General features: G+C 49.1%; 17 protein-coding genes and 1 pseudogene. 9 read left to right on the top strand and 9 right to left on the bottom strand.

Going from position 1 to position 18,269, the window contains the following annotated elements:
• The 3 genes and pseudogenes from BWK47_RS06445 to BWK47_RS06455 form a co-directional block, all read right to left on the bottom strand.
• Positions 1–138, bottom strand: a pseudogene (locus BWK47_RS06445) (photosystem II D2 protein (photosystem q(a) protein)); the annotation flags it as partial.
• Between the two features lie 340 nt (positions 139–478).
• A complete protein-coding gene (gene dnaA, locus BWK47_RS06450) occupies positions 479–1,822 on the bottom strand; it encodes a chromosomal replication initiator protein DnaA (RefSeq protein ID WP_162328027.1) in 1,344 nt (447 codons plus the stop codon).
• Positions 1,823–1,876: 54 nt separating this feature from the next.
• Entirely contained in the window at positions 1,877–2,281 is a 405-nt protein-coding gene (locus BWK47_RS06455; protein WP_237269882.1) for a YidH family protein, read from the bottom strand.
• 217 nt (positions 2,282–2,498) lie between these two features.
• Here BWK47_RS06455 and purT point away from each other — a divergent pair, with 217 nt between their 5' ends.
• The gene (gene purT / locus BWK47_RS06460; RefSeq protein ID WP_162328028.1) at positions 2,499–3,674 is read left to right on the top strand and encodes a phosphoribosylglycinamide formyltransferase 2; all 1,176 of its coding nucleotides are present in this window, start codon (positions 2,499–2,501) and stop codon (positions 3,672–3,674) included.
• Positions 3,675–3,837: 163 nt separating this feature from the next.
• Here the strand turns inward: purT and BWK47_RS06465 are convergent, their stop codons facing one another.
• A complete protein-coding gene (locus tag BWK47_RS06465; RefSeq protein ID WP_162328029.1) occupies positions 3,838–4,137 on the bottom strand; it encodes a YkvA family protein in 300 nt (99 codons plus the stop codon).
• Between the two features lie 189 nt (positions 4,138–4,326).
• Between BWK47_RS06465 and BWK47_RS06470 the strand changes: the two genes are divergently transcribed.
• Entirely contained in the window at positions 4,327–5,307 is a 981-nt protein-coding gene (locus BWK47_RS06470; protein WP_162328030.1) for a GHMP family kinase ATP-binding protein, read from the top strand.
• A gap of 87 nt (positions 5,308–5,394) precedes the next feature.
• The gene (locus tag BWK47_RS06475) at positions 5,395–6,786 is read left to right on the top strand and encodes a TldD/PmbA family protein (RefSeq protein ID WP_162328031.1); all 1,392 of its coding nucleotides are present in this window, start codon (positions 5,395–5,397) and stop codon (positions 6,784–6,786) included.
• Here the strand turns inward: BWK47_RS06475 and mnmA are convergent.
• On the bottom strand, positions 6,783–7,859 hold the full coding sequence (mnmA, locus tag BWK47_RS06480) for a tRNA 2-thiouridine(34) synthase MnmA (protein WP_162328032.1): 1,077 nt from the start codon (positions 7,857–7,859) through the stop codon (positions 6,783–6,785). The genes BWK47_RS06475 and mnmA overlap by 4 nt on opposite strands.
• 252 nt (positions 7,860–8,111) lie before the next feature.
• Between mnmA and BWK47_RS06485 the strand changes: the two genes are divergently transcribed.
• From BWK47_RS06485 to BWK47_RS06495, 3 genes are read left to right on the top strand one after another with little or no spacing between them, the layout of a single operon-like run.
• Positions 8,112–8,924 (top strand): TIGR04255 family protein, encoded by an 813-nt coding sequence (locus BWK47_RS06485; protein ID WP_162328033.1) that lies wholly within the window; start codon positions 8,112–8,114, stop codon positions 8,922–8,924.
• A 4-nt stretch (positions 8,925–8,928) separates the two neighbouring features.
• A complete protein-coding gene (locus tag BWK47_RS06490) occupies positions 8,929–9,555 on the top strand; it encodes a hypothetical protein (RefSeq protein ID WP_237269884.1) in 627 nt (208 codons plus the stop codon).
• A gap of 8 nt (positions 9,556–9,563) precedes the next feature.
• Complete coding sequence (locus BWK47_RS06495; protein WP_204250479.1) at positions 9,564–10,358, top strand: hypothetical protein; 795 nt, start codon at positions 9,564–9,566, stop codon at positions 10,356–10,358.
• 132 nt (positions 10,359–10,490) lie between these two features.
• Here the strand turns inward: BWK47_RS06495 and BWK47_RS06500 are convergent, their stop codons facing one another.
• Positions 10,491–11,954 (bottom strand): glycoside hydrolase family 13 protein, encoded by a 1,464-nt coding sequence (locus BWK47_RS06500; RefSeq protein ID WP_237269886.1) that lies wholly within the window; start codon positions 11,952–11,954, stop codon positions 10,491–10,493.
• Between the two features lie 121 nt (positions 11,955–12,075).
• Between BWK47_RS06500 and BWK47_RS06505 the strand changes: the two genes are divergently transcribed.
• Together BWK47_RS06505 and egtD are read left to right on the top strand one after the other, a co-directional pair.
• A complete protein-coding gene (locus BWK47_RS06505) occupies positions 12,076–13,800 on the top strand; it encodes an ABC-F family ATP-binding cassette domain-containing protein (protein WP_162328036.1) in 1,725 nt (574 codons plus the stop codon).
• Positions 13,801–14,111: 311 nt separating this feature from the next.
• Positions 14,112–15,125, top strand: coding sequence for an L-histidine N(alpha)-methyltransferase (egtD, locus tag BWK47_RS06510; protein WP_162328037.1), 1,014 nt, complete (start codon positions 14,112–14,114; stop codon positions 15,123–15,125).
• On the opposite strand, the gene BWK47_RS06515 is transcribed toward egtD, so the two are convergent.
• The 3 genes from BWK47_RS06515 to BWK47_RS06525 are packed head-to-tail and all read right to left on the bottom strand — an operon-like array spanning position 15,118 to position 17,316.
• Positions 15,118–15,660 carry a hypothetical protein gene (locus BWK47_RS06515; RefSeq protein WP_237269888.1) on the bottom strand — a complete coding sequence of 181 codons (543 nt, stop codon included), beginning with the start codon at positions 15,658–15,660 and terminating at the stop codon, positions 15,118–15,120. The two genes, egtD and BWK47_RS06515, sit on opposite strands and share 8 nt — an antisense overlap.
• Positions 15,661–15,689: 29 nt before the next feature.
• Positions 15,690–16,385, bottom strand: coding sequence for an orotidine-5'-phosphate decarboxylase (gene pyrF, locus BWK47_RS06520; protein WP_162328039.1), 696 nt, complete (start codon positions 16,383–16,385; stop codon positions 15,690–15,692).
• A 46-nt stretch (positions 16,386–16,431) separates the two neighbouring features.
• Positions 16,432–17,316: a tetratricopeptide repeat protein gene (locus BWK47_RS06525; protein ID WP_162328040.1), complete on the bottom strand. Its 885-nt coding sequence runs from the start codon at positions 17,314–17,316 to the stop codon at positions 16,432–16,434.
• Positions 17,317–17,579: 263 nt separating this feature from the next.
• Between BWK47_RS06525 and BWK47_RS06530 the strand changes: the two genes are divergently transcribed.
• Complete coding sequence (locus tag BWK47_RS06530; protein ID WP_237269890.1) at positions 17,580–18,068, top strand: hypothetical protein; 489 nt, start codon at positions 17,580–17,582, stop codon at positions 18,066–18,068.
• The last annotated feature ends 201 nt before the right edge of the window (positions 18,069–18,269 follow it).

Raw genomic sequence — 18,269 nt, forward strand, 5'->3', positions numbered from 1 at the left:
CCCCAGGGCCATGAAGGCGCAGGGGAAGAGGAGCAAACCAGACCAACCGATAAATACGAAACGATCACGCTTTAGCCAATCGTCGAGGACATCAAACCATCCTCTTTCGACTGGGGCGCGTCCGACTGCAATAGTCATAAATGCAAATCCTCTTGCGTAGCTAGCATCAAAGGCAAGAATTTCTAAAGGAGGCTTTTGTAATTTGGGTTATGCCATTTAGAATCCATTCTCTAATAAGACGAGACGATTGGAAACTACACCGCCGGGGTAGAGCGGTTGGTTAAAACCCAAATGTGGCCTTTCGGCGGAACAATATCTGTTCTCCTGATGCCATTTTCTTATGGGTAGCAAGCCAGGCCACAGGGGCCAAACCTGCAGTGGTGTTGGCGTTCCTTGCCGAAACGCATCTACATATTATTATTAGCAAATATTTTACATTCTGACATATTCACTCTCATAATTGCCGATCGCCTGGGGTCTAGGATTCCGGGGCTTGGCCGGCAATGTTAATACGATGACTGAGACTAGTGAGGGTCTGACTGGTCTCCCAATCTTTTTGCTGTAGCTGGGTGATTTTGTCGCAACTGTACATCACAGTGGTGTGGTCTTTGCCACCAAACGCTTCCCCAATGCGGGGCAAACTCAGGTCTGTGTGTTGACGCATTAAATACATCCCCACCTGACGAGCCAGGCTCACTTCCCGGCGGCGGGAGTTGCTGAGTAGTTCTTCAACCTTCAACTGATAATGTTGGGCCACAATGGCAATGATGGTTTCCGGAGCGGCAGCCACTTTTTCCACTGGGGGATTGAGCACTGGGGCAATGTTTTCTACTGTCATCGCCACACTGGATAGGGAAGTGTAGGCGATCGCCCGGATCAGGGCTCCTTCCAGTTCCCGGATGTTGGAAGTGTAATGGGAAGCAATATACTCAATGACATCCTTGGGCAGACGAATCCTGTCGTACTCAGCCTTTTTTTGCAGAATGGCCATGCGGGTTTCCAAATCTGGCACCTGGATATCGGCAATTAAGCCCATGGAAAAACGGGAAATGAGCCGGTCCTGTAAGCCAGGAATCCTTTGGGGAGCACGGTCGGAGGCTACAACCACTTGTTTGCCCGCTTCGTGGAGACTGTTGAAGGTGTGGAAAAACTCCTCTTGGGTGTACTCCTTGCCCTTAATAAATTGAATGTCGTCAATGAGTAGAAAGTCTGCACTGCGGTAATAGCTTCGGAAATCCTCCATATTGTCCTGGCGGATGGCAGTGATCAGATCATTGGTAAATCTTTCTGTGGAAACGTAATAAACCTTGGCGTTAGGGTACATTTCCAGTCGGTAATGGGCGATCGCCTGCATGAGGTGGGTTTTGCCTAGACCAACGCCGCCACAGAGAAAAAGAGGATTAAATTCCCGTCCGGGGGATTCTGCTACAGCCAAAGATGCCGCATGGGCCATGCGATTGGTGGGCCCCACCACAAAACGAGAAAAAGTATATTTACCATTGAGCGCTGTGGCATTTTTAGGGGTGGTCTCCATGGGCAGAGAAGACTCCTGGCCAATTAAGCTATGGGGTTCCAAGCCATCGGTAATGAGCTTCACCGTGATCTCCTGGCCTGTTAAATCCGTCAGTACCTCCATCAGCAGTGGTCCATAGCTTTTTTGCAGATGGTTCAGGACAAAACCATTCTCCACCTGAATGGTGGCCACCCCATCCCCCAAGGAAATTAGGACTGATGTTTTGATCCAAGTGTCAAAGGCCGGTTTGGTTAACTGGGTTGCCAGGATTGCTAGGGCCTGTTGCCAAAGATTTTCGCAGGAGACCATCAAAAATATACAAATATACTTAGTAGGAAAACTCTATTGGAGAGCGTGAACGGACTAAAGCGATTGGAACATGATTGCTAAAAAAGCAAAGGTTCCCACCACCACCAAGGCGATCGCCACCACAAAACTAATGGAAAGACGGGACTGGTAAGTGAAACGCCCCCGTTCAATGTGCTTTAAATCCTGACGGTGATTAATGGCCGCCGCCAGTAGGGCCAAGGTGCCAATGATAATAAAGGATAAACCCAAAGTCCGGGATAGGTGAAAACCATTTCTGCCCCCCGGAAACGCGCCATGGATGGCAGCGACAATACGGTCAATGCCCACGCCAAAACTGATCAAAGAAAGGCTGGTGCGAATCCAAGCCATTAATGTCCTTTCTGCGGCGGCCCGATTCCGTTCCTTGGCCAATTCATTGGCTAAGTTATAGGGCTCTGGAGTTGGGGGATAATTATCCATACATTTCGCTAGCAAGTAAATTTGCTGTTTATCAAAAAAATGGACGCTAAAATCCCCTATTAAAGCCAAACCCAAGCAAAAGGCCCAAAGCCCACAGACTTTGGAAAATATGACCAGGTATTTGTCCCAGAGCTGAGGGGGCAATAGGCAATAACTGTGGGAAACTGAGAAAAACCAGATCCCTAGCCGGTTAACCCCCGCCCTCTAACATTTAACCATGGCCAATCCTGTCACTTTGCCCCAAACTTTTCTGTTACTCGGCTCTGGGGAATTGGGCAAGGAATTTACCATTGCTGCCCAGAGATTGGGCAATCGGGTCATTGCGGTGGACCGTTATCCGGATGCGCCAGCCATGCAGGTGGCCCAGGTTGCCGAAGTCATTTCTATGTTGGATGGGGATGCCCTGGAAGCAGTGGTAAAAAAATATCAGCCGGATTGGATTGTGCCAGAAGTGGAGGCCATCCGCACGGAAAAATTGTTGGAGCTGGAAGCCCAGGGCTATCGGGTCATTCCCACCGCCCAAGCCACCAATCTAACCATGAACCGGGACCGGATTCGGGAGTTGGCCGCCCAACAATTGGGGGTGCGTACCGCCCGTTACGATTACGCCACCAGTTTGGCCGAGTTAGAGCAAGTGAGCCAGGCCATTGGTTTTCCCAACGTGGTTAAACCCGTGATGTCTTCTTCGGGTAAAGGTCAATCTGTAGTTAACAATGCCGATGAGGTAGCCCAGGCTTGGCAAGGGGCGATCGCCGGAGCGAGGGGTGATCAGACCAAGGTGATTGTGGAGGAATTTATCCCCTTCGAGTTGGAAATTACGCTGTTAACTATCCGCCAATGGCAGGGGGAAACCCTGTTTTGTGACCCCATCGGCCATCGCCAAGAACGGGGGGATTATCAAGAATCATGGCAGCCAGCCCCTTTATCTCCAGAGCAATTGGCCCAAGCCCAGGCGATCGCCAAAACTGTTACCGATGCTTTGGGGGGAGCGGGCATCTTTGGGGTGGAATTTTTCATTACCCCGGAGGAAGTGATTTTTTCCGAATTGTCCCCCCGGCCCCATGACACCGGCATGGTTACCCTCATTTCCCAAAACTTGAACGAATTTGAGCTACATTTGCGGGCCATTTTAGGTTTACCCATTCCTCAAATTAAACAAACGGGGCCCGCCGCCAGCGCAGTTATCCTCGCTCTAGAAGCTGGGGAAAAGCTGAGTTACACCGGAGTAGCAGAAGCTTTGACAGAATCCGGCACCGATGTGCGCTTATTTGGTAAGCCCAACGCCCGACCCCATCGCCGTCTGGGGGTAGCCCTAGCCCAAGGGGAATCCGTTGACCAAGCTAGACGTTTAGCCCAAACTGTGGCGGAAAAGATAATAGTACAAACAGAATAACCATCAAACAAAAACTTCCCTGATGATAAATTCACTGGGGAAGTTAAAAAGCTCTGGGTTTTGGTCACTGTATTCCGTTGTCGAAATCCTCAGGATCTGAAAATTTTCCGCAGTTAGGGAATCAGGGGAAATTTAAGAACATTTCAGGTTTGACCCGACCGAATTAACTGTGGGCCACGTCCTGTCCCACCACATCCACCACCACGGTTTCCTGGGGGGCATCCTTTTCCTGCTTGGTTGTCTTGTTTTTTAAGCCAGTGAGAACCATTTGGGAAATTTCCGATACCAGCAAAGTGGCAATTAAACCATCGTCAATCCAACCAAGTACGGGGAAAACGTCGGGCAGAAAATCGATGGGACTGAGGAGATACACCAAGGAGCCGAGGACAATCCACCAACGGTACCGGGGATGGTTCAGCATTTGACGGTACCAACCATAGAGAGACTCGAGGGAAAATTTCATGGGGTGCGGGGGGAAAGAACAATTTAATTTTGGCAGATCCAATGGGGGCTCCGGGGGGGGAAACTCCCAGGCTTGGGGACGGATTTCCCTCTAGCCTTGGGTTTAGCCAGCAGTTTCTCTTTTGGGCGCTGACATTGCCCCCCAGTCGGCAATAATGTATCTGTCGTTAACCTTGTCTTTGCCAGGCCCATGCTGATTTCCCGTGCCCCTGTCCGCATTAGTTTTTTTGGTGGGGGAACCGATTATCCTGAGTATTTTCTCCAGCATGGTGGTGCGGTTCTAGCTACGGCGATCGATAAATTTTCCTACGTCACTGCTAGCCCTTTTCTGAGTCATTTATTTGACTATTCCATTCGCGTTTCCTACCGCAAAGTGGAATTGGTGAAAAATCCCAGCGAAATGGAGCACGTGGTTTTTCGGGAATGCTTGAAATTCTGTGGTTTAGAAAAAGATATTGAGCTTCATAACATGGCGGATTTACCAGCTTTTACCGGTCTGGGGTCTTCCTCTGCTTTTACGGTTTCCTTGCTCCAGGCTCTGCACTCTTTTAAAGGGGAATTTATCCGTCCTTTGGATTTAGCCTATGAAGCCATTTATGTCGAAAGGCATTTGGTCAAAGACAAGGTGGGTTGTCAGGATCAACTAATGGCCGCCATGGGGGGATTTAACTTGGTGGAATTTCGCAAGGAAGACGATATTGTGGTCAGTCGGGTCACCATGGCCCCGGAAAGGATGGCGGAGTTTGAAGAACATATTTTCATTGTTTTTACTGGCATTAAACGACGGGCGGCCAATGTGGTGGAAAAGCAATTAAAAAGGGTGGGTGATAATCGAGAAACCCTGAAACTGATGCGTGCCATGGTGGACAAGGGTTGGGATATTTTGACCAGCAATCAATGTCTGTCGGCGTTTGGGGAATTATTGGACCAAGCATGGCAGGCAAAGCGAAGTTTAGATGTGGGCATTTCCAATGGCGACATTGACCGCATTTACCAACAGGGAAGGGAAGCCGGGGCCTGGGGCGGTAAATTGCTGGGGGCTGGAGCAGGGGGTTTCATGTTATTTTTTGCCCCACCATCAGTGCATCCCCGTTTGGCGGAAACTTTTAAGGATCATCAAGTTTTGTCGGTAAAAATTAATGCCCCCGGTTCTCAGATCATCTTCTCCTAGGTTGAAGGCTGCTTAATTCCATGGACCCTGACGGTCAAGCAAGGGCAGGAAAAGTATCATGGATGATGACGCCCTAATTCTTTGCCCATGAACTTAGCCACCATTAAAGCCACCCTGCCGGAACTAATTGGCCGTTATCAGTCCCAGGCAGACTTTATCAGTATTCGCTTGGAGCAGTCCGAAGGAACCCAAATTAGCTTGCGGAGTGACCAGGTGGAAACCCTCAGTGAGGGTATTGCCATGGGTGGCCAGGTGCGGGTTTGTCATCAAGGGGGTTGGGGTTTTGCCAGTTTTAACCGTTGGGAACAGTTACGCCAAAGACTAGAAGAGGCGATCGCCGCCGCGCGATTAATTGGAGATGATGAAACCCTGTTGGCTCCCATTGATCCGGTTCAACAAACCTTTATCAATCCTTTAACGGGCAAAGATCCCCGCCAGATTAGTTTGGCTGATAAAAAAGCTCTGTGTGACCACTACAATGATTTGCTCCGGGGCACCAGCGATAAGATTACCACCACCCATGTGCGCTACAGCGACAGCCAACAAACGGTGTTGCTAGCTACTTCGGAAGGGACTCTGTTGGAGCAATGTTGGTGGGATTTGGAAATGCGTTTTGCGGCCACCGCCAAAGATGGCAACGGCGTTCAAGTAGGTAGAGAAACCACAGGCTCCCGCCGGGGCTACGGGGATTTGGAAAATTTAGACCAGGTGGTGCAGGGGGCGGCCCAACGGGCAGTGAAAGCGTTAACTTTGCCCACAGTGCAGGGAAAAACTTATCCGGTGGTGATTGACCCAATTTTGACTGGGTTATTTGTCCACGAAGCCTTTGGCCATCTGTCCGAAGCGGATATGCTCTACGAAAATCCCGACTTTTTGGAAGTGATGAGTTTGGGTCGGCGCTTTGGCCCGCCGGAATTACAAATTTTTGATGGAGCGGCTCCACCAGGGCACCGGGGTAGTTATGGTTTTGACGATGAAGGGGTGCCCGCCAGTACCACCCAGTTGATTAAAGATGGGGAATTGGTGGGTAGGCTCCATTCCAGGGAAACGGCGGGGAAATTGGGGGAAAAACCCACTGGCAATGCCCGCTGTTTGAACTACCACTATCCCCCCATTGTGCGGATGACTAATACGTGGATTGGCCGGGGCGAAACTCCTGTGGCTAATTTGTTAGACGGCATTGAGGAAGGGATCTACGCCCAAAATTGGCTGGGGGGTATGACCAACGGGGAAATGTTCACCTTTAGCGCTGGAGAGGCCTGGATGATCCGCCATGGTCAGCTAGCGGAACCGGTTAAAGATGTGACCCTGTCCGGCAATGTGTTTAAAACCCTGGCTAACATCGAGGCGATCGCCGATGACTTTTATTGGGATGAGTCTGGGGGCTGTGGCAAAGGGGGCCAAAATGGTTTGGCGGTGGGTTGCGGTGGCCCCAGTTTACGCATCCGGGATGTGGTGGTGGGGGGCAATGCCGCCTAGACCCCTGCTGTTTCGGACTTTTGGGGGCAAATAATACCTCCCCCTAACACCCGATCGCCGTCATAGAGTACCGCGGCCTGGCCAGGGGTGATGCCAAATTGAGGTTCGTCAAAGACCAGTTTGATTTGTTGATCGTGCCAGGGAATGGCATTGACGGTCACCGGAGCGGAACGGTAGCGCACCTGCACTTCACAGCGGATGGGGGCCGTCGGCTCTGGAATGGAAACCCAGTTGAGTCGTTGTACGTAGCATTCCCCACTGCCCGCATTCTGGCGATCGCCGACAATGACCCGATTCATCACCGGATCGAGCTTAACCACGTATAACGGTTCCGCCGCCGCAATACCTAACCCTTTTCGTTGGCCAATGGTGTAGTGATGAATGCCTTCATGGTGGCCCAGCACCGCCCCGGACAGATCAACAATTTCCCCGGCTTTGGGGGCAATGTATTTGTCCAAAAAGTCCCGCATGGAGCCATGGGCTTCAATCAGACATAAATCCTGACTATCCTTCTTCTCCGCTGTGCTGAGGTCAAATTCCGCCGCCAACTGTCGGGTCACAGTTTTGGTTTGCTCCCCCAGGGGAAACAGGGTGGCCGCCAAAATTTCCTGGGACAGGTCATAGAGAAAGTAGGATTGATCCTTCTGGCGATCGACCGCCCGCAACAACTCGTAGCGTTGACTGGCTTCGTTCAAGCGAATGCGAGCATAGTGCCCCGTGGCAATTTTATCGATACCGAGGGACTGCTGAGCATATTGCAGCATAGGGCCAAATTTGACCGCCTTATTGCATTGGGAACAGGGCAATGGAGTCACGCCCTCGCCGTAGCCCTGCACCAGATAATCAATAATATGATTTTGAAATAAATCCCTGGTGTCCACAATTTCGTGGGGCACCCCCAACTGCTCACAAATGGAAGCGGCATCCACTAGCCCTTCCGAACAGCATTGACCCTTACCCTTCATCAACCACAGGGTCACCCCCACCACGGCATAACCCTGACGGTGCAACAGGGCCGCCGCCACCGAACTATCTACTCCGCCGGATAGTCCCACCACTACTTTCTGCGTCATTGCTAATTTACTCTGCGCTCCAAATTGACAGGGGTTGCTCTAACAAATAGACCCTAACCCAGCTTAACCCAGAAAAACTACTGCTAGAAAATGAGGGTATATAGTTTTACGGCGATCATTACCACCCGACAACTTTGTGATAATAGTTTCGACTTCCATAAGCGAAAAACATTTATTTGCGAACTGGTCTAACTGCTCATAGCGCACAGGGAAAATTTTGGAAAGTGTAAAGTGAAGTGTAAAATAGGAATTATGGGTATCCTCAATGGATATATAAAAACAGCCATGCAAAAAATGAGTCTTGCGCCTGTGTTCTACACACTGGCTCAGGTGCAATTTAACCCAATTGCCCAAATGTCGGATTATGTTGCCCGTTTGCAGGAGCGCCTGCGCCGAAGTGGGTTCCCCGACTTCCAAGCCGAAAATCAATTAGAACTCACAATTCGCCGACTAGACGAATCACAACCTGATGTTCAGCCTCAGCAGCATATGCGTTGGAGCTTCATGAATACTCAGCGTACTGAAGGATACCTATTGCTCTCGAATGCCTTAGTTTTTCACACTACTACATACGATACCTTCGCAGACTTCTTACAGAAGACCATCTCTGGCTTGAACTTGGTTCACGAAATAGTTGAGTTGGCTTATTTTGAAAGGATTGGACTTCGTTATCTTGATGCTGTTGTACCGATCAACAATGACACACTGCAACAATACTTGAATCCATCTCTGCTTGGTTTTTCTGAAAATATAGACGGTCATCTAAGCCATAGCTTTACTGAGACTGTCACAGTTGTTGGTGACGGCAATTTAGTCGCTAGAGCAGTTATTTCCGATGGGGCATTAGCTTTATCACCTGACTTGATTTCGTTACAGCTCAAACTACAACCCCGATTCACAAAGATTAATGGTCGGAATGCTGTGTTAGATACTGACTATTTCGTTATTAACCGAAATAGTTTTGATCTCAAAGAAATTGAAGATCAACTTTTAAAGGCGCATGACATCATTACGAATGCTTTCAATGTTTCGGTAACTCACTACGCTAGAGAACAGTGGGCTTAAGACTATGACTACTATGACAATAAACCCTTATTCCTCGCCTATTAAACCTAAAAACACCTATAGCTCTCATGCCGCTATCAAATTAGTTGCCCCACTATTGGTCTTGACAGCAGGCACAGGCGGTATTATGACTGCGCATAGCACTGCTGAGCTAAGCAGATGGGTCTATGATCCACGTATACATGTCGAACCTTCTAGGGCAAAGGAGGTTGATGTGCGATCCCCTGCTGAGCATGTCGCGAATATCCGTGATGTATTTGCTATAAATATGTCTGATCTGGCTTCTGTTCTTGGGGTCACTCGTCCTACGGTCTATGCTTGGCTGGCAGGACAAGAGCCAAAGGGAGAAGCAGTAATACGTATTCAGCAGTTGTCTTGCGCCGCCGACAAATTTAATCAAGCAAACATCATCCGTCTAGATAAACTGGTGCATCGTCCAATTTTAAATGGGCGTTCCTTGCTCGATATACTCAAGACAGATGAAGACCCTATAGCGGCTTTAGCCACTCTCAAGGCAATAGCCGATAAAGAAGCGCAGACCCGTCGTGAACCTAAGGGTGCTGGAAAACACTTGAGATCGCTCGATGATGTGTTGGGCGAATCTTCTGTGGCTATCGATGAGAGGAGTTAGTACAAGAAATGCCTTGGTCCCGAAACACCATATGGCAACAGGGTGGCGTGCTGGCTCAGAAAGACTTTCAGGCAGTAGGTTTGACTGATGAACCTGAGGCTGATCTGGCTATAGCGATATCTCACGATTGTGATATCGCCAATGACAATTTGGATACTGAACCTGCTGTAGAATTCATTTTTTCTCGCATTCTAGAGGAACACAATGGGAACTACACTCATGGGAAAAATCCACGCATCCTGCACCTAGATTACATACACAATGGACAAACTGTTTGGATTGAACTAATCGCCTCAAGAAGGGTTATAGTTCAGAAAAATTCACTTGAGGCAATCCAGCCTGATCAAACCTATAGTCTCATCACCCGCCAAACCCTTCAGAGTTGGCTTGCTGTGAGATATCGTCGCATTGCTCTACCAAACAGTCTTGTGGAAAGACTTCGTTCCGTTTCTACTTACATCGAGAAGGAAGGAAAGAGAAATTCTTCTGGAATCTTGTCTTTTCGGCTATCTTATGCGCCCCAAGACGAATTGCTTCCTGAAGAACCTTATGAGCTATGGTTGAGCATTGTCTACGTTACCGATAAGGCTGAATATGCCACTGTGGCTGCAAATATAGCACAAAATTTGAAGACAGAATTTCCAAATCTTTTAGAAAAGACAAAGGATAACGGTACGGTAGATTTGCGCAAGTGCGAAGCGGTCTCTGAAATAGAATTCACGCTTCGCGATATGCGTGACACGGTTGAGTACAATCTCGAACATTTAAGCTATCGCACTGAGCCTTCTGGACCAGTAATTTGAGTTTAGATACAAGACTCCAAGCTAGTAAAACTATGCAAAAAGCATCACAAAATATTAAAAATTAGCTGTAATATTTTATATTTAAGCTAAGAATTTGTACCCTTAGGCAAGATTCTGTTGACGACCCAATAACTACACCGACAAATTTAAAATTACTCCGGATTGAGGAGGCAGATTTAAAAGTAAACCCGACGAATTGCGTTGAATTTCTATGGCAGCGCTAGTGGTAAAGACCGTTTCAATTGCTTGGCCTGAGTCCACAACTTCAGGAGGCAGGGACATTGTTATGCTCTTATCCCCTGGATTAACGGCAACAATTAGGGTTTCATCACCATATTGCCGCTGAAAAACATAGCCCATACTTTCCATGGCGAGAATTTTGTAATCCCCCAGTTGTAAGCATTGATAGCGATGGCGCAGGGCGATCAATTGGCGGTAAAATTCCCAGCAATCTAAGTCCCAATCAGCTTTGGCGGGAAAGACTCGGCGACAATCAGGGTCGTGGCCCCCAGGTAAACCCACTTCGTCACCGTAGTAAACACAGGGAGCACCGGGGAAAGTAAACATCAGTAAAAGAGCGAGGTTAACGCTGGGCCGATCGCCATTGGCCAGGGTCAGTAGACGGGCGGTGTCGTGGCTGTTGAGCAAATTTAATTGGGTTAACTGAATTTCCCAGGGATGTTTTTGCAGCAGTTGGCTAATTTTTTCTCCATAGGATTCTGCGGTTAGGGCTGGGTAGGGACGGTATTCTTCCCCCCGTAGATGTTCTTTTTGCAGGCGATCGCCAATGGTGAAGGCTACGGTCGGTTCGGTGAAGCGATAATTCATTACCCCATCAAACTGCTCCCCGGTTAACCAGGGGCTAGCATCACACCAAATTTCCCCCACAATGTAGGCTTCTGGATTAATGGCCTTGACCCTGCAGCGGAATTCTTGCCAAAAACCTTCCGCTTTGACACAATCGGGCACATCCAAACGCCAACCATCAATGCCCTGGGCAATCCAATACTCCCCCACCCGCATCAAATATTCCCGTACGTCGGGATGGTCATGGTTAAACTGGGGCAGGGCCCGCAAATCTACCCAGCCCCGATAGTTAGCTGGGAGGGAACCGTCATAGGCTGATAGGGGCCAATCTTCAATGTGAAACCAATCTAACCAGGGAGAATGGGGGCCATTTTCCAAAATGTCGTTGAAAAAGTAGAAACCCCTGCTGGCATGGTTAAACACTCCATCCAAGACTACTTTCATCTCCCGCCGGTGGGCCTGGGTTAGTAAAGCCTGCAACGCCTCGTTGCCCCCCAGTAGAGGATCCACTTGGTAATAGTCATGGGTGTGATAACGGTGATTACAGGCGGACTGGAAAATGGGGGTCAAGTATAAAGCGGTAATGCCCGAATCCTGGAGATAATCCAAATGTTCGATCACTCCCCACAGGTTGCCCCCCTTATAACCCTGCACCGTTGGCGGGGCCCCCCATGGTTCTAGCTTTGGTTGTTGAGCGACGGCGATCGCCTGTTGTTGGCCGATGGCAAAACGGTCAGGAAAAATTTGATAGAAAACGGCTTTTTTCACCCAATCTGGGGTTGCAACCATGGTGATTCTAGTCCTTGTTAATAATTTGTTAATATTTACCCTGTCGTAATGGTGGGGCACAGGTTTTTAAAGGCAATTTTTCGATACACTGGAAGCTCAGTTTCCCCCCAGCCCTATTCCTATGCTCCGACTCGAACACATCCGCAAAATTTATCCCACCGGCGAAGTTCTTAAAGATGTGAACTGGGAAGTTAAACCAGAAGAACGGGTAGGCCTGGTGGGGGTCAACGGGGCCGGAAAATCCACCCAACTGAAGATCATTATGGGGGAAGTGGAGGCCACTGCGGGGGAAATTATTCGCCCAGCGGCGCTGAAAATTGCCCATTTAACCCAAGAATTTGACGTTACTCCCAGCCGTACTTTGCGGGAGGAAATGTGGACGGTATTCACTGAGGCGAACCAGGTTCAGGATGCCATGCACCATGTCCATCAGGAAATGGAGGTGGCGGACCCGGATACGCTGGAAAATTTGATTCACAAATTAGATAAATTACAGCGGCAATTTGAAGCCTTGGATGGTTACCGTTTAGAGTCGCAAATTGAGCGGATTTTGCCAGAAATTGGTTTTGAGCCGGAGGATGGCGATCGCCTGGTAAGTTCCTTTAGTGGCGGCTGGCAGATGCGGATCAGTTTAGGCAAAATTTTACTCCAGGAGCCGGATTTACTGCTGTTGGACGAGCCCACCAACCATTTAGATTTAGAAACCATTGAATGGCTAGAAACTTACCTCAAGGGCTTAAAAACCCCCATGGTAATTATTTCCCATGACCGGGAATTTCTCGACCGCCTTTGTACCAAAATTGTCGAAACGGAACGGGGTGTTTCCACTACCTATCTGGGCAATTATTCCAGCTACCTAGTGCAGAAAGAAGAAGGTAGTCTTGCCCTGGCCAGCGCCTATGAACATCAACAAAAAGCCTTGGCTAAACAACAGGCTTTTGTGGATAAATTCCGGGCTAGTGCCACCCGCAGTACCCAAGCTAAAAGTCGGGAAAAACAACTAGAAAAAATTGAAAGGGTAGAAGCCCCTGTGGGTGGAGTAAGAACCCTTAAATTCCATTTCCCCCCTGCCCCCCGTAGTGGTCGTCAAGTGGCTTTAATTGAAGATATTTCCCATTCCTTTAACGATAAATTGCTCTTCCTGGGGGCTAATTTGGAAATTGAACGGGGTGATCGTATTGCTTTTTTGGGCCCCAACGGTTGCGGTAAATCCACCCTCCTGCGGATGATTATGGGTATGGAATTGCCAGACGAAGGGCAAATAAAATTAGGGGAACACAATATTTTGCCCGGCTATTTTGAGCAAAACCAAGCGGAAGCTTTGGATTTAGAAAAAACCGTTATGGAGACCATCCATGATGAAGTGCCCGACTGGAAAAATGAAGAAGTGCGGACCCTGTTGGGACGATTTCTCTTTTCTGGGGAAACGGTATTTAAAAAAGTGGCCGCCCTCAGTGGCGGGGAAAAAGCCCGTTTAGCCCTGGCAAAAATGTTACTCACTCCGGCCAACTTTCTCATCCTTGATGAGCCGACTAATCACCTAGATATTCCCGCCAAAGAAATGCTGGAGGAAGCATTACAAGAATATGAAGGCACCGTGGTGCTAGTTTCCCACGACCGTTATTTTATTTCCCGGGTAGCTAATAAAATAGTGGAAGTTCGGGACGGGGAATTGGTAGCTTACAGCGGTGATTACCACTACTATTTAGAAAAATTAGAAGCAGAAAAAGCCGAGGAAAAGCGTCGTCTGGCCACTGAACAAGCCGCTAAAAAGCAAGCCGAAAAACGGGCTAAGCAAGCGGCGAAAAAGGCAGAGCAAAAAACCAAAAAGGTTATCGCTCCCTAGTTAGGATACCGAGGAAGATGGTGTTTATTTTCCCGCTCCCTTTGATAGGGGGAAGAAGTGGAGGTCACTAATTCTGGGTAAGCTTTAGTGGGTCAATGTAGGGAAAGCTAAAAAGGTCACCAAAAGGATCTTAAACACTATGATTGGAGTCTGAGGTAATGCGCCCAGGATCATGTCGCTCCATGGGGAAGGTTTGGCTAGTTCCTGGGAGAGTTCTCAAGCTTTGTCGCTATTTAACCAAGGTTTGGGGGTCGATCTGGAGGGACAGTTCAGGTTATGGTGCGAGGATGTGTTAGTTTTTGCACCTCACCATGGTCTCCGTTCAAAATTCCCTCCGCCTGCAGATAGAAAACCGGCTCCTCAGCCATCCCCAGAGCTATGTCAACCATGGCCAAGATGTTATTGTCGGTTTGCAGCAATGCCCCAAAACTTTGCCCCCTCACTATTTTTACGATGACCGGGGTTCTCTACTGTTTGAGCAAATTTGTCTGTTGCCGGAATATTATCCCACCCGCACGGAGGCCAGCATTCTCCAGGCGATCGCCAAGGAATTGGTGCAAATTACGGGGCCCTGTGACTTCATTGAATTGGGTAGCGGCAGTTCCACTAAAACCAGGATTTTATTAGATGTCTTTGCGGAGGAAAATGTTGCCCTGCGCTATATTCCCGTTGATATCAGCGAAGCGATTTTAAAAGAAAATGCGGAGGCTATTTTAGCTGCCTATCCTCACTTAACAGTGCAGGGTTTAGTAAGTACCTATCAGTTGGCGTTGGCATCATTGCCCAATCATAATTATCCCCATCGTTTGATGGCATTTTTAGGCAGTTCTCTCGGTAATTTTTCCCCTGAAGATTGTCAAGTATTCTTTGAACAAGTGGGTCAAGCGTTAGACCCAGGGGATTACTTTTTATTAGGGGTGGATTTATGCAAACCTGCTGATATTTTAGAAGCCGCCTATAATGATGCCCAAGGGGTAACGGCGGAATTTAACTTAAATATGTTGCGCCATTTAAATTGGCGTTTTCAGGGTAATTTTGCGTTGGATAACTTTTCCCATCGGGCTGTATTTAATCAGCAAAAATCCCAAATTGAAATGTATTTACGCAGTGGCACGAAGCAAACGGTGCGGTTGGAAAATCTTGATTTAACGGTGGATCTGCAAGCTGGAGAAACCATTCTGACGGAAATATCCCGCAAATTTTCCCTCCATGCTAACAATCCCAACGCCATTCCCCGGCAATTGGCGGACCATGGCCTAGAGCCACTCCAAGTGTGGACCGATGACCAACAATGGTTTGCTGTGATTTTAAGCCGGGTCAAATAGCAGCGAACACCCCTGCCTGACAATCCCTCAACCATAAACGAATGCCTTGGGCGATCGCCCCGGTGCTGGCATCCCGTCGGGGAGAAGTGGGCTGATCCGGGGAACTTCCGCCTAATTGTTGGTACAGTAAGGCCAATTGCCAACCCTGCTCCGTTTGCACAAAAAATGCCCAGTAAAAATTCTGGCTGGCGATCGCCCGCTGGTCGGTATAGCTTCTTTCTAGGGTGGTGAAAAATACCTGCTTAGTGGTATCCGGTACTTCCGTTTGCCATTGTTGTTGGGCCAGGGGCAAGGGATCAAAATCCGCATTGCCAGCAATCAAAATATAGGTTCTCAAAGGAACGCCACCAATTTGGCTCCGTTGCATGACCCGATTGGTATAACTGGGCAGTGCGTCCAGTAGAGGGGGCATCAATTCCGTTAACGGTTGTTGGCAGCGGCCTCCGTTGGGGGAGCGGCTATTTCTGGCTTGGCTGGGGTTTAGTCCCAGATTAGTGACCAATATCAAGGCAAAGCCAGTGACAGATAGGCCCACTTTGACAACCCAAGGGAAGCGAAATAATTTTAAACAGCAAGGTCTTGGCATAATCTTTCCCAAGCGGCTTCGGGACTAGGATCAGCAGTGATGGGCCGACCAATAACCACATAATTGGCCCCAGCGGCGATCGCCTGGGAGGGAGTCATGACCCGTTGTTGATCCCCCTGGGGTGACCAGAGGGGCCGCACGCCGGGGGTCACCAGCAAAAAGTCCGGGCCACAGGTTTGCCTCAGCTTAGCCACTTCCTGGGGGGAGCACACCGCTCCATCAATGCCAGCATTTTGGGCCAACTGGGCCATGGCGTTGACGTAATCATCCACGGCTAAGGATTGTTGTAACTCTTCCCGTAACTGGCGATCGCCAATGCTAGTGAGCAGGGTAATGGCCAACAGTTTGGGAGGATGGGGCAATGGGGCCATGGCTTGGGCGGCTAAGGTTAAAGCTTGACTTCCCGCAGTGGCATGGAGAGTGAGTAAATCCACTTCGTACCGACTGGCAGACAGACACGCCCCCAACATCGTATTGGGAATGTCGTGGAATTTCAGGTCTAAAAAAATCCTTTTACCCCGGTCTTTTAATTCCGCCAAAATCCCCGGCCCCGCCCCCACAAATAATTCCAGCCCCACTTTCCAAAAACCTACCCCCGGCAAACGATCCACTAAGGCGATCGCCTTGGGTAAATCCGGTACATCTAGGGCAACAATTACTTGGTCTGGGGTCATGGCAAAGTTGAGGAGTTATGGCAAGGTAACAAGAAAATTTGACCTACTACAGGTCGTCACTGGGGGGCGGCAGAGTACGCAACACTTCCACCATGGTGGGGGTAGCAAATAGGGCCTTTGTGTCCGCAATTAACTGCTCTCCCCAAAGATTTTTGACCAGGAAATCAATTTCTCCATAGCGACTATCTAAATTGAGGGCGTCCTGGGCTTTTTGCAAACCTTCCTGGGTTTTGCCCTGTTTATACAACGCCACGGCGATCGCCAATTGGGGTTCCGGCTGTTCCGAGTCAATTTTGATCACTTCTTGCCAACGTTTAAGGGCCGTGTCAATTTTTCCCTGTTCGTATTCAATCAAACCAATATTGTTGAGGGCCGGCCAGAACTGCTCTTCCGCTTTCAATGCTTTTTGGTAGGCAGTGACCGCATCGGGATATTTGACCAACTTGAGGTAGGCATTGCCCAAATCAAATAAGGCGGCGGGGGTATCGGGGCGCTGGGCCAAACCCGCTAGCAACACCTCCACAGCTTGGTCATACTGACCTTTTTGGAAATAGGCATTACCCAAAGTAAACTTAATGCCCGCTTCCTCCGGGGCCAAGGCCTCCGCTTTTTTCAGCACTGTGATGCCCGGCTCCACTTCCTCCTGCTGTAGATAAAGAGTGCCGAGAATGAACCAGGTTTGAAACTGTTCCGGGGCCAGTTGGGTTGCCAGTTTAGCCCGGGGAAAGGCCAGGTCGTACTGCTGAAAGCGCACCAATTGCACCACATCTTCTGTGAGCGCCAGGCCCTGATCTTCCAACTGCTGTTGGTCTAAATTGGGGGTGTAGGGCAGAACCGCCTGGGAAAACACCGGAGCCGCCCCACCGGCCAAGCCCAGTTGTAGTCCCCATAAAAGCAACCAATGACGTTTTGACACAGTAAATTTTTCCATCGATCAATGTTTTGAGCCACCGTGGGGGAACGTTACAGTCTCCCAGCTTACCCAAAGCCAAACCTAATCATTAGGTTAAATAGGGTAGGGCTCAACACCTTGGTGGTGTGCGTTTATTGTATCTAGCCCGACGTTGTTTTGGCCATCCATCTTCATCCTGGGGAGCCAGAGACAATTTTGTTCCATGCCCCATTCCCCCCTCAGCCAGACTAACCTCACCGATGAATTTTTCCCCAGCATCTTTCTTTTCTTTCCTTATCCCTATGCAGCTTGGGCGGGAATTAATCATGCCGCTGGGCTTAGCTGTGACTTTTGGGTTACTGTTTTCCCCTGCCGCTAGGGTTATGGCCCAAACGCCGTCCCAAGATCCAGACTTTGCCAGTGTGAAGCAACAATTGGAAGCCAAGCAATTCAAAGTTTTGTTGTCGCCCCCTCCCCAGCGGGGAGCCTATGGATTAATCAATGCTCAAAGCCGCACCATTTGGATTCACCCCCTCACCTTTGAACTGGGTATTGCGGTGCCGGTCATTATCCATGAAGCAGTCCATGCCGCCCAGGTATGTAAGGGTAAAGGTCAATTAGCCCCCCTGGGAGTAACGGCCGAACCATTGGTCTATGCCCAACCTTTCTGGCTCAGGTATGGCAATATTCACCGCCAAGACTTGGAGCGAGAAGCATTCACCATACAGACCCAACCCAATCGCATGGCCTTAGTTTCTGGTTACCTTAATCAATTTTGCCCATCCCGATAACTCATTTCCGCCAGGGCCAACGGGTACCCATTTCGGTTTTGGCGGACCAAATTAGGTAAAGCACCAATAGGCCAACGCCTGCAAGAAAGGGCAATAGATCTTCTTTCATAACTTACCAAGTTGTAATTTTGCTTAGGCTATAGCAAAAAAAGGCGATCGCCAATGTTGCAGTGGAATTAATGATCTGGGATAGCAAAAGGG

Origin of the sequence: Synechocystis sp. CACIAM 05 (assembly GCF_010222815.1) — a bacterium.
Lineage (GTDB): Bacteria > Cyanobacteriota > Cyanobacteriia > Cyanobacteriales > Microcystaceae > Synechocystis.

Coding starts and splice junctions, on each gene's coding strand:
- BWK47_RS06490 (WP_237269884.1), top strand. CDS start 8,929: ATGACTACTATGACAATAAACCCTTATTCCTCGCCTATTAAACCTAAA.
- BWK47_RS06500 (WP_237269886.1), bottom strand. CDS start 11,954: ATGGTTGCAACCCCAGATTGGGTGAAAAAAGCCGTTTTCTATCAAATT.
- BWK47_RS06495 (WP_204250479.1), top strand. CDS start 9,564: ATGCCTTGGTCCCGAAACACCATATGGCAACAGGGTGGCGTGCTGGCT.
- BWK47_RS06455 (WP_237269882.1), bottom strand. CDS start 2,281: ATGGATAATTATCCCCCAACTCCAGAGCCCTATAACTTAGCCAATGAA.
- purT (WP_162328028.1), top strand. CDS start 2,499: ATGGCCAATCCTGTCACTTTGCCCCAAACTTTTCTGTTACTCGGCTCT.
- mnmA (WP_162328032.1), bottom strand. CDS start 7,859: ATGACGCAGAAAGTAGTGGTGGGACTATCCGGCGGAGTAGATAGTTCG.
- BWK47_RS06505 (WP_162328036.1), top strand. CDS start 12,076: ATGCTCCGACTCGAACACATCCGCAAAATTTATCCCACCGGCGAAGTT.
- BWK47_RS06485 (WP_162328033.1), top strand. CDS start 8,112: ATGGGTATCCTCAATGGATATATAAAAACAGCCATGCAAAAAATGAGT.
- BWK47_RS06525 (WP_162328040.1), bottom strand. CDS start 17,316: ATGGAAAAATTTACTGTGTCAAAACGTCATTGGTTGCTTTTATGGGGA.
- BWK47_RS06465 (WP_162328029.1), bottom strand. CDS start 4,137: ATGAAATTTTCCCTCGAGTCTCTCTATGGTTGGTACCGTCAAATGCTG.
- BWK47_RS06475 (WP_162328031.1), top strand. CDS start 5,395: ATGAACTTAGCCACCATTAAAGCCACCCTGCCGGAACTAATTGGCCGT.
- egtD (WP_162328037.1), top strand. CDS start 14,112: ATGGTCTCCGTTCAAAATTCCCTCCGCCTGCAGATAGAAAACCGGCTC.
- BWK47_RS06470 (WP_162328030.1), top strand. CDS start 4,327: ATGCTGATTTCCCGTGCCCCTGTCCGCATTAGTTTTTTTGGTGGGGGA.
- pyrF (WP_162328039.1), bottom strand. CDS start 16,385: ATGACCCCAGACCAAGTAATTGTTGCCCTAGATGTACCGGATTTACCC.
- dnaA (WP_162328027.1), bottom strand. CDS start 1,822: ATGGTCTCCTGCGAAAATCTTTGGCAACAGGCCCTAGCAATCCTGGCA.
- BWK47_RS06530 (WP_237269890.1), top strand. CDS start 17,580: ATGCAGCTTGGGCGGGAATTAATCATGCCGCTGGGCTTAGCTGTGACT.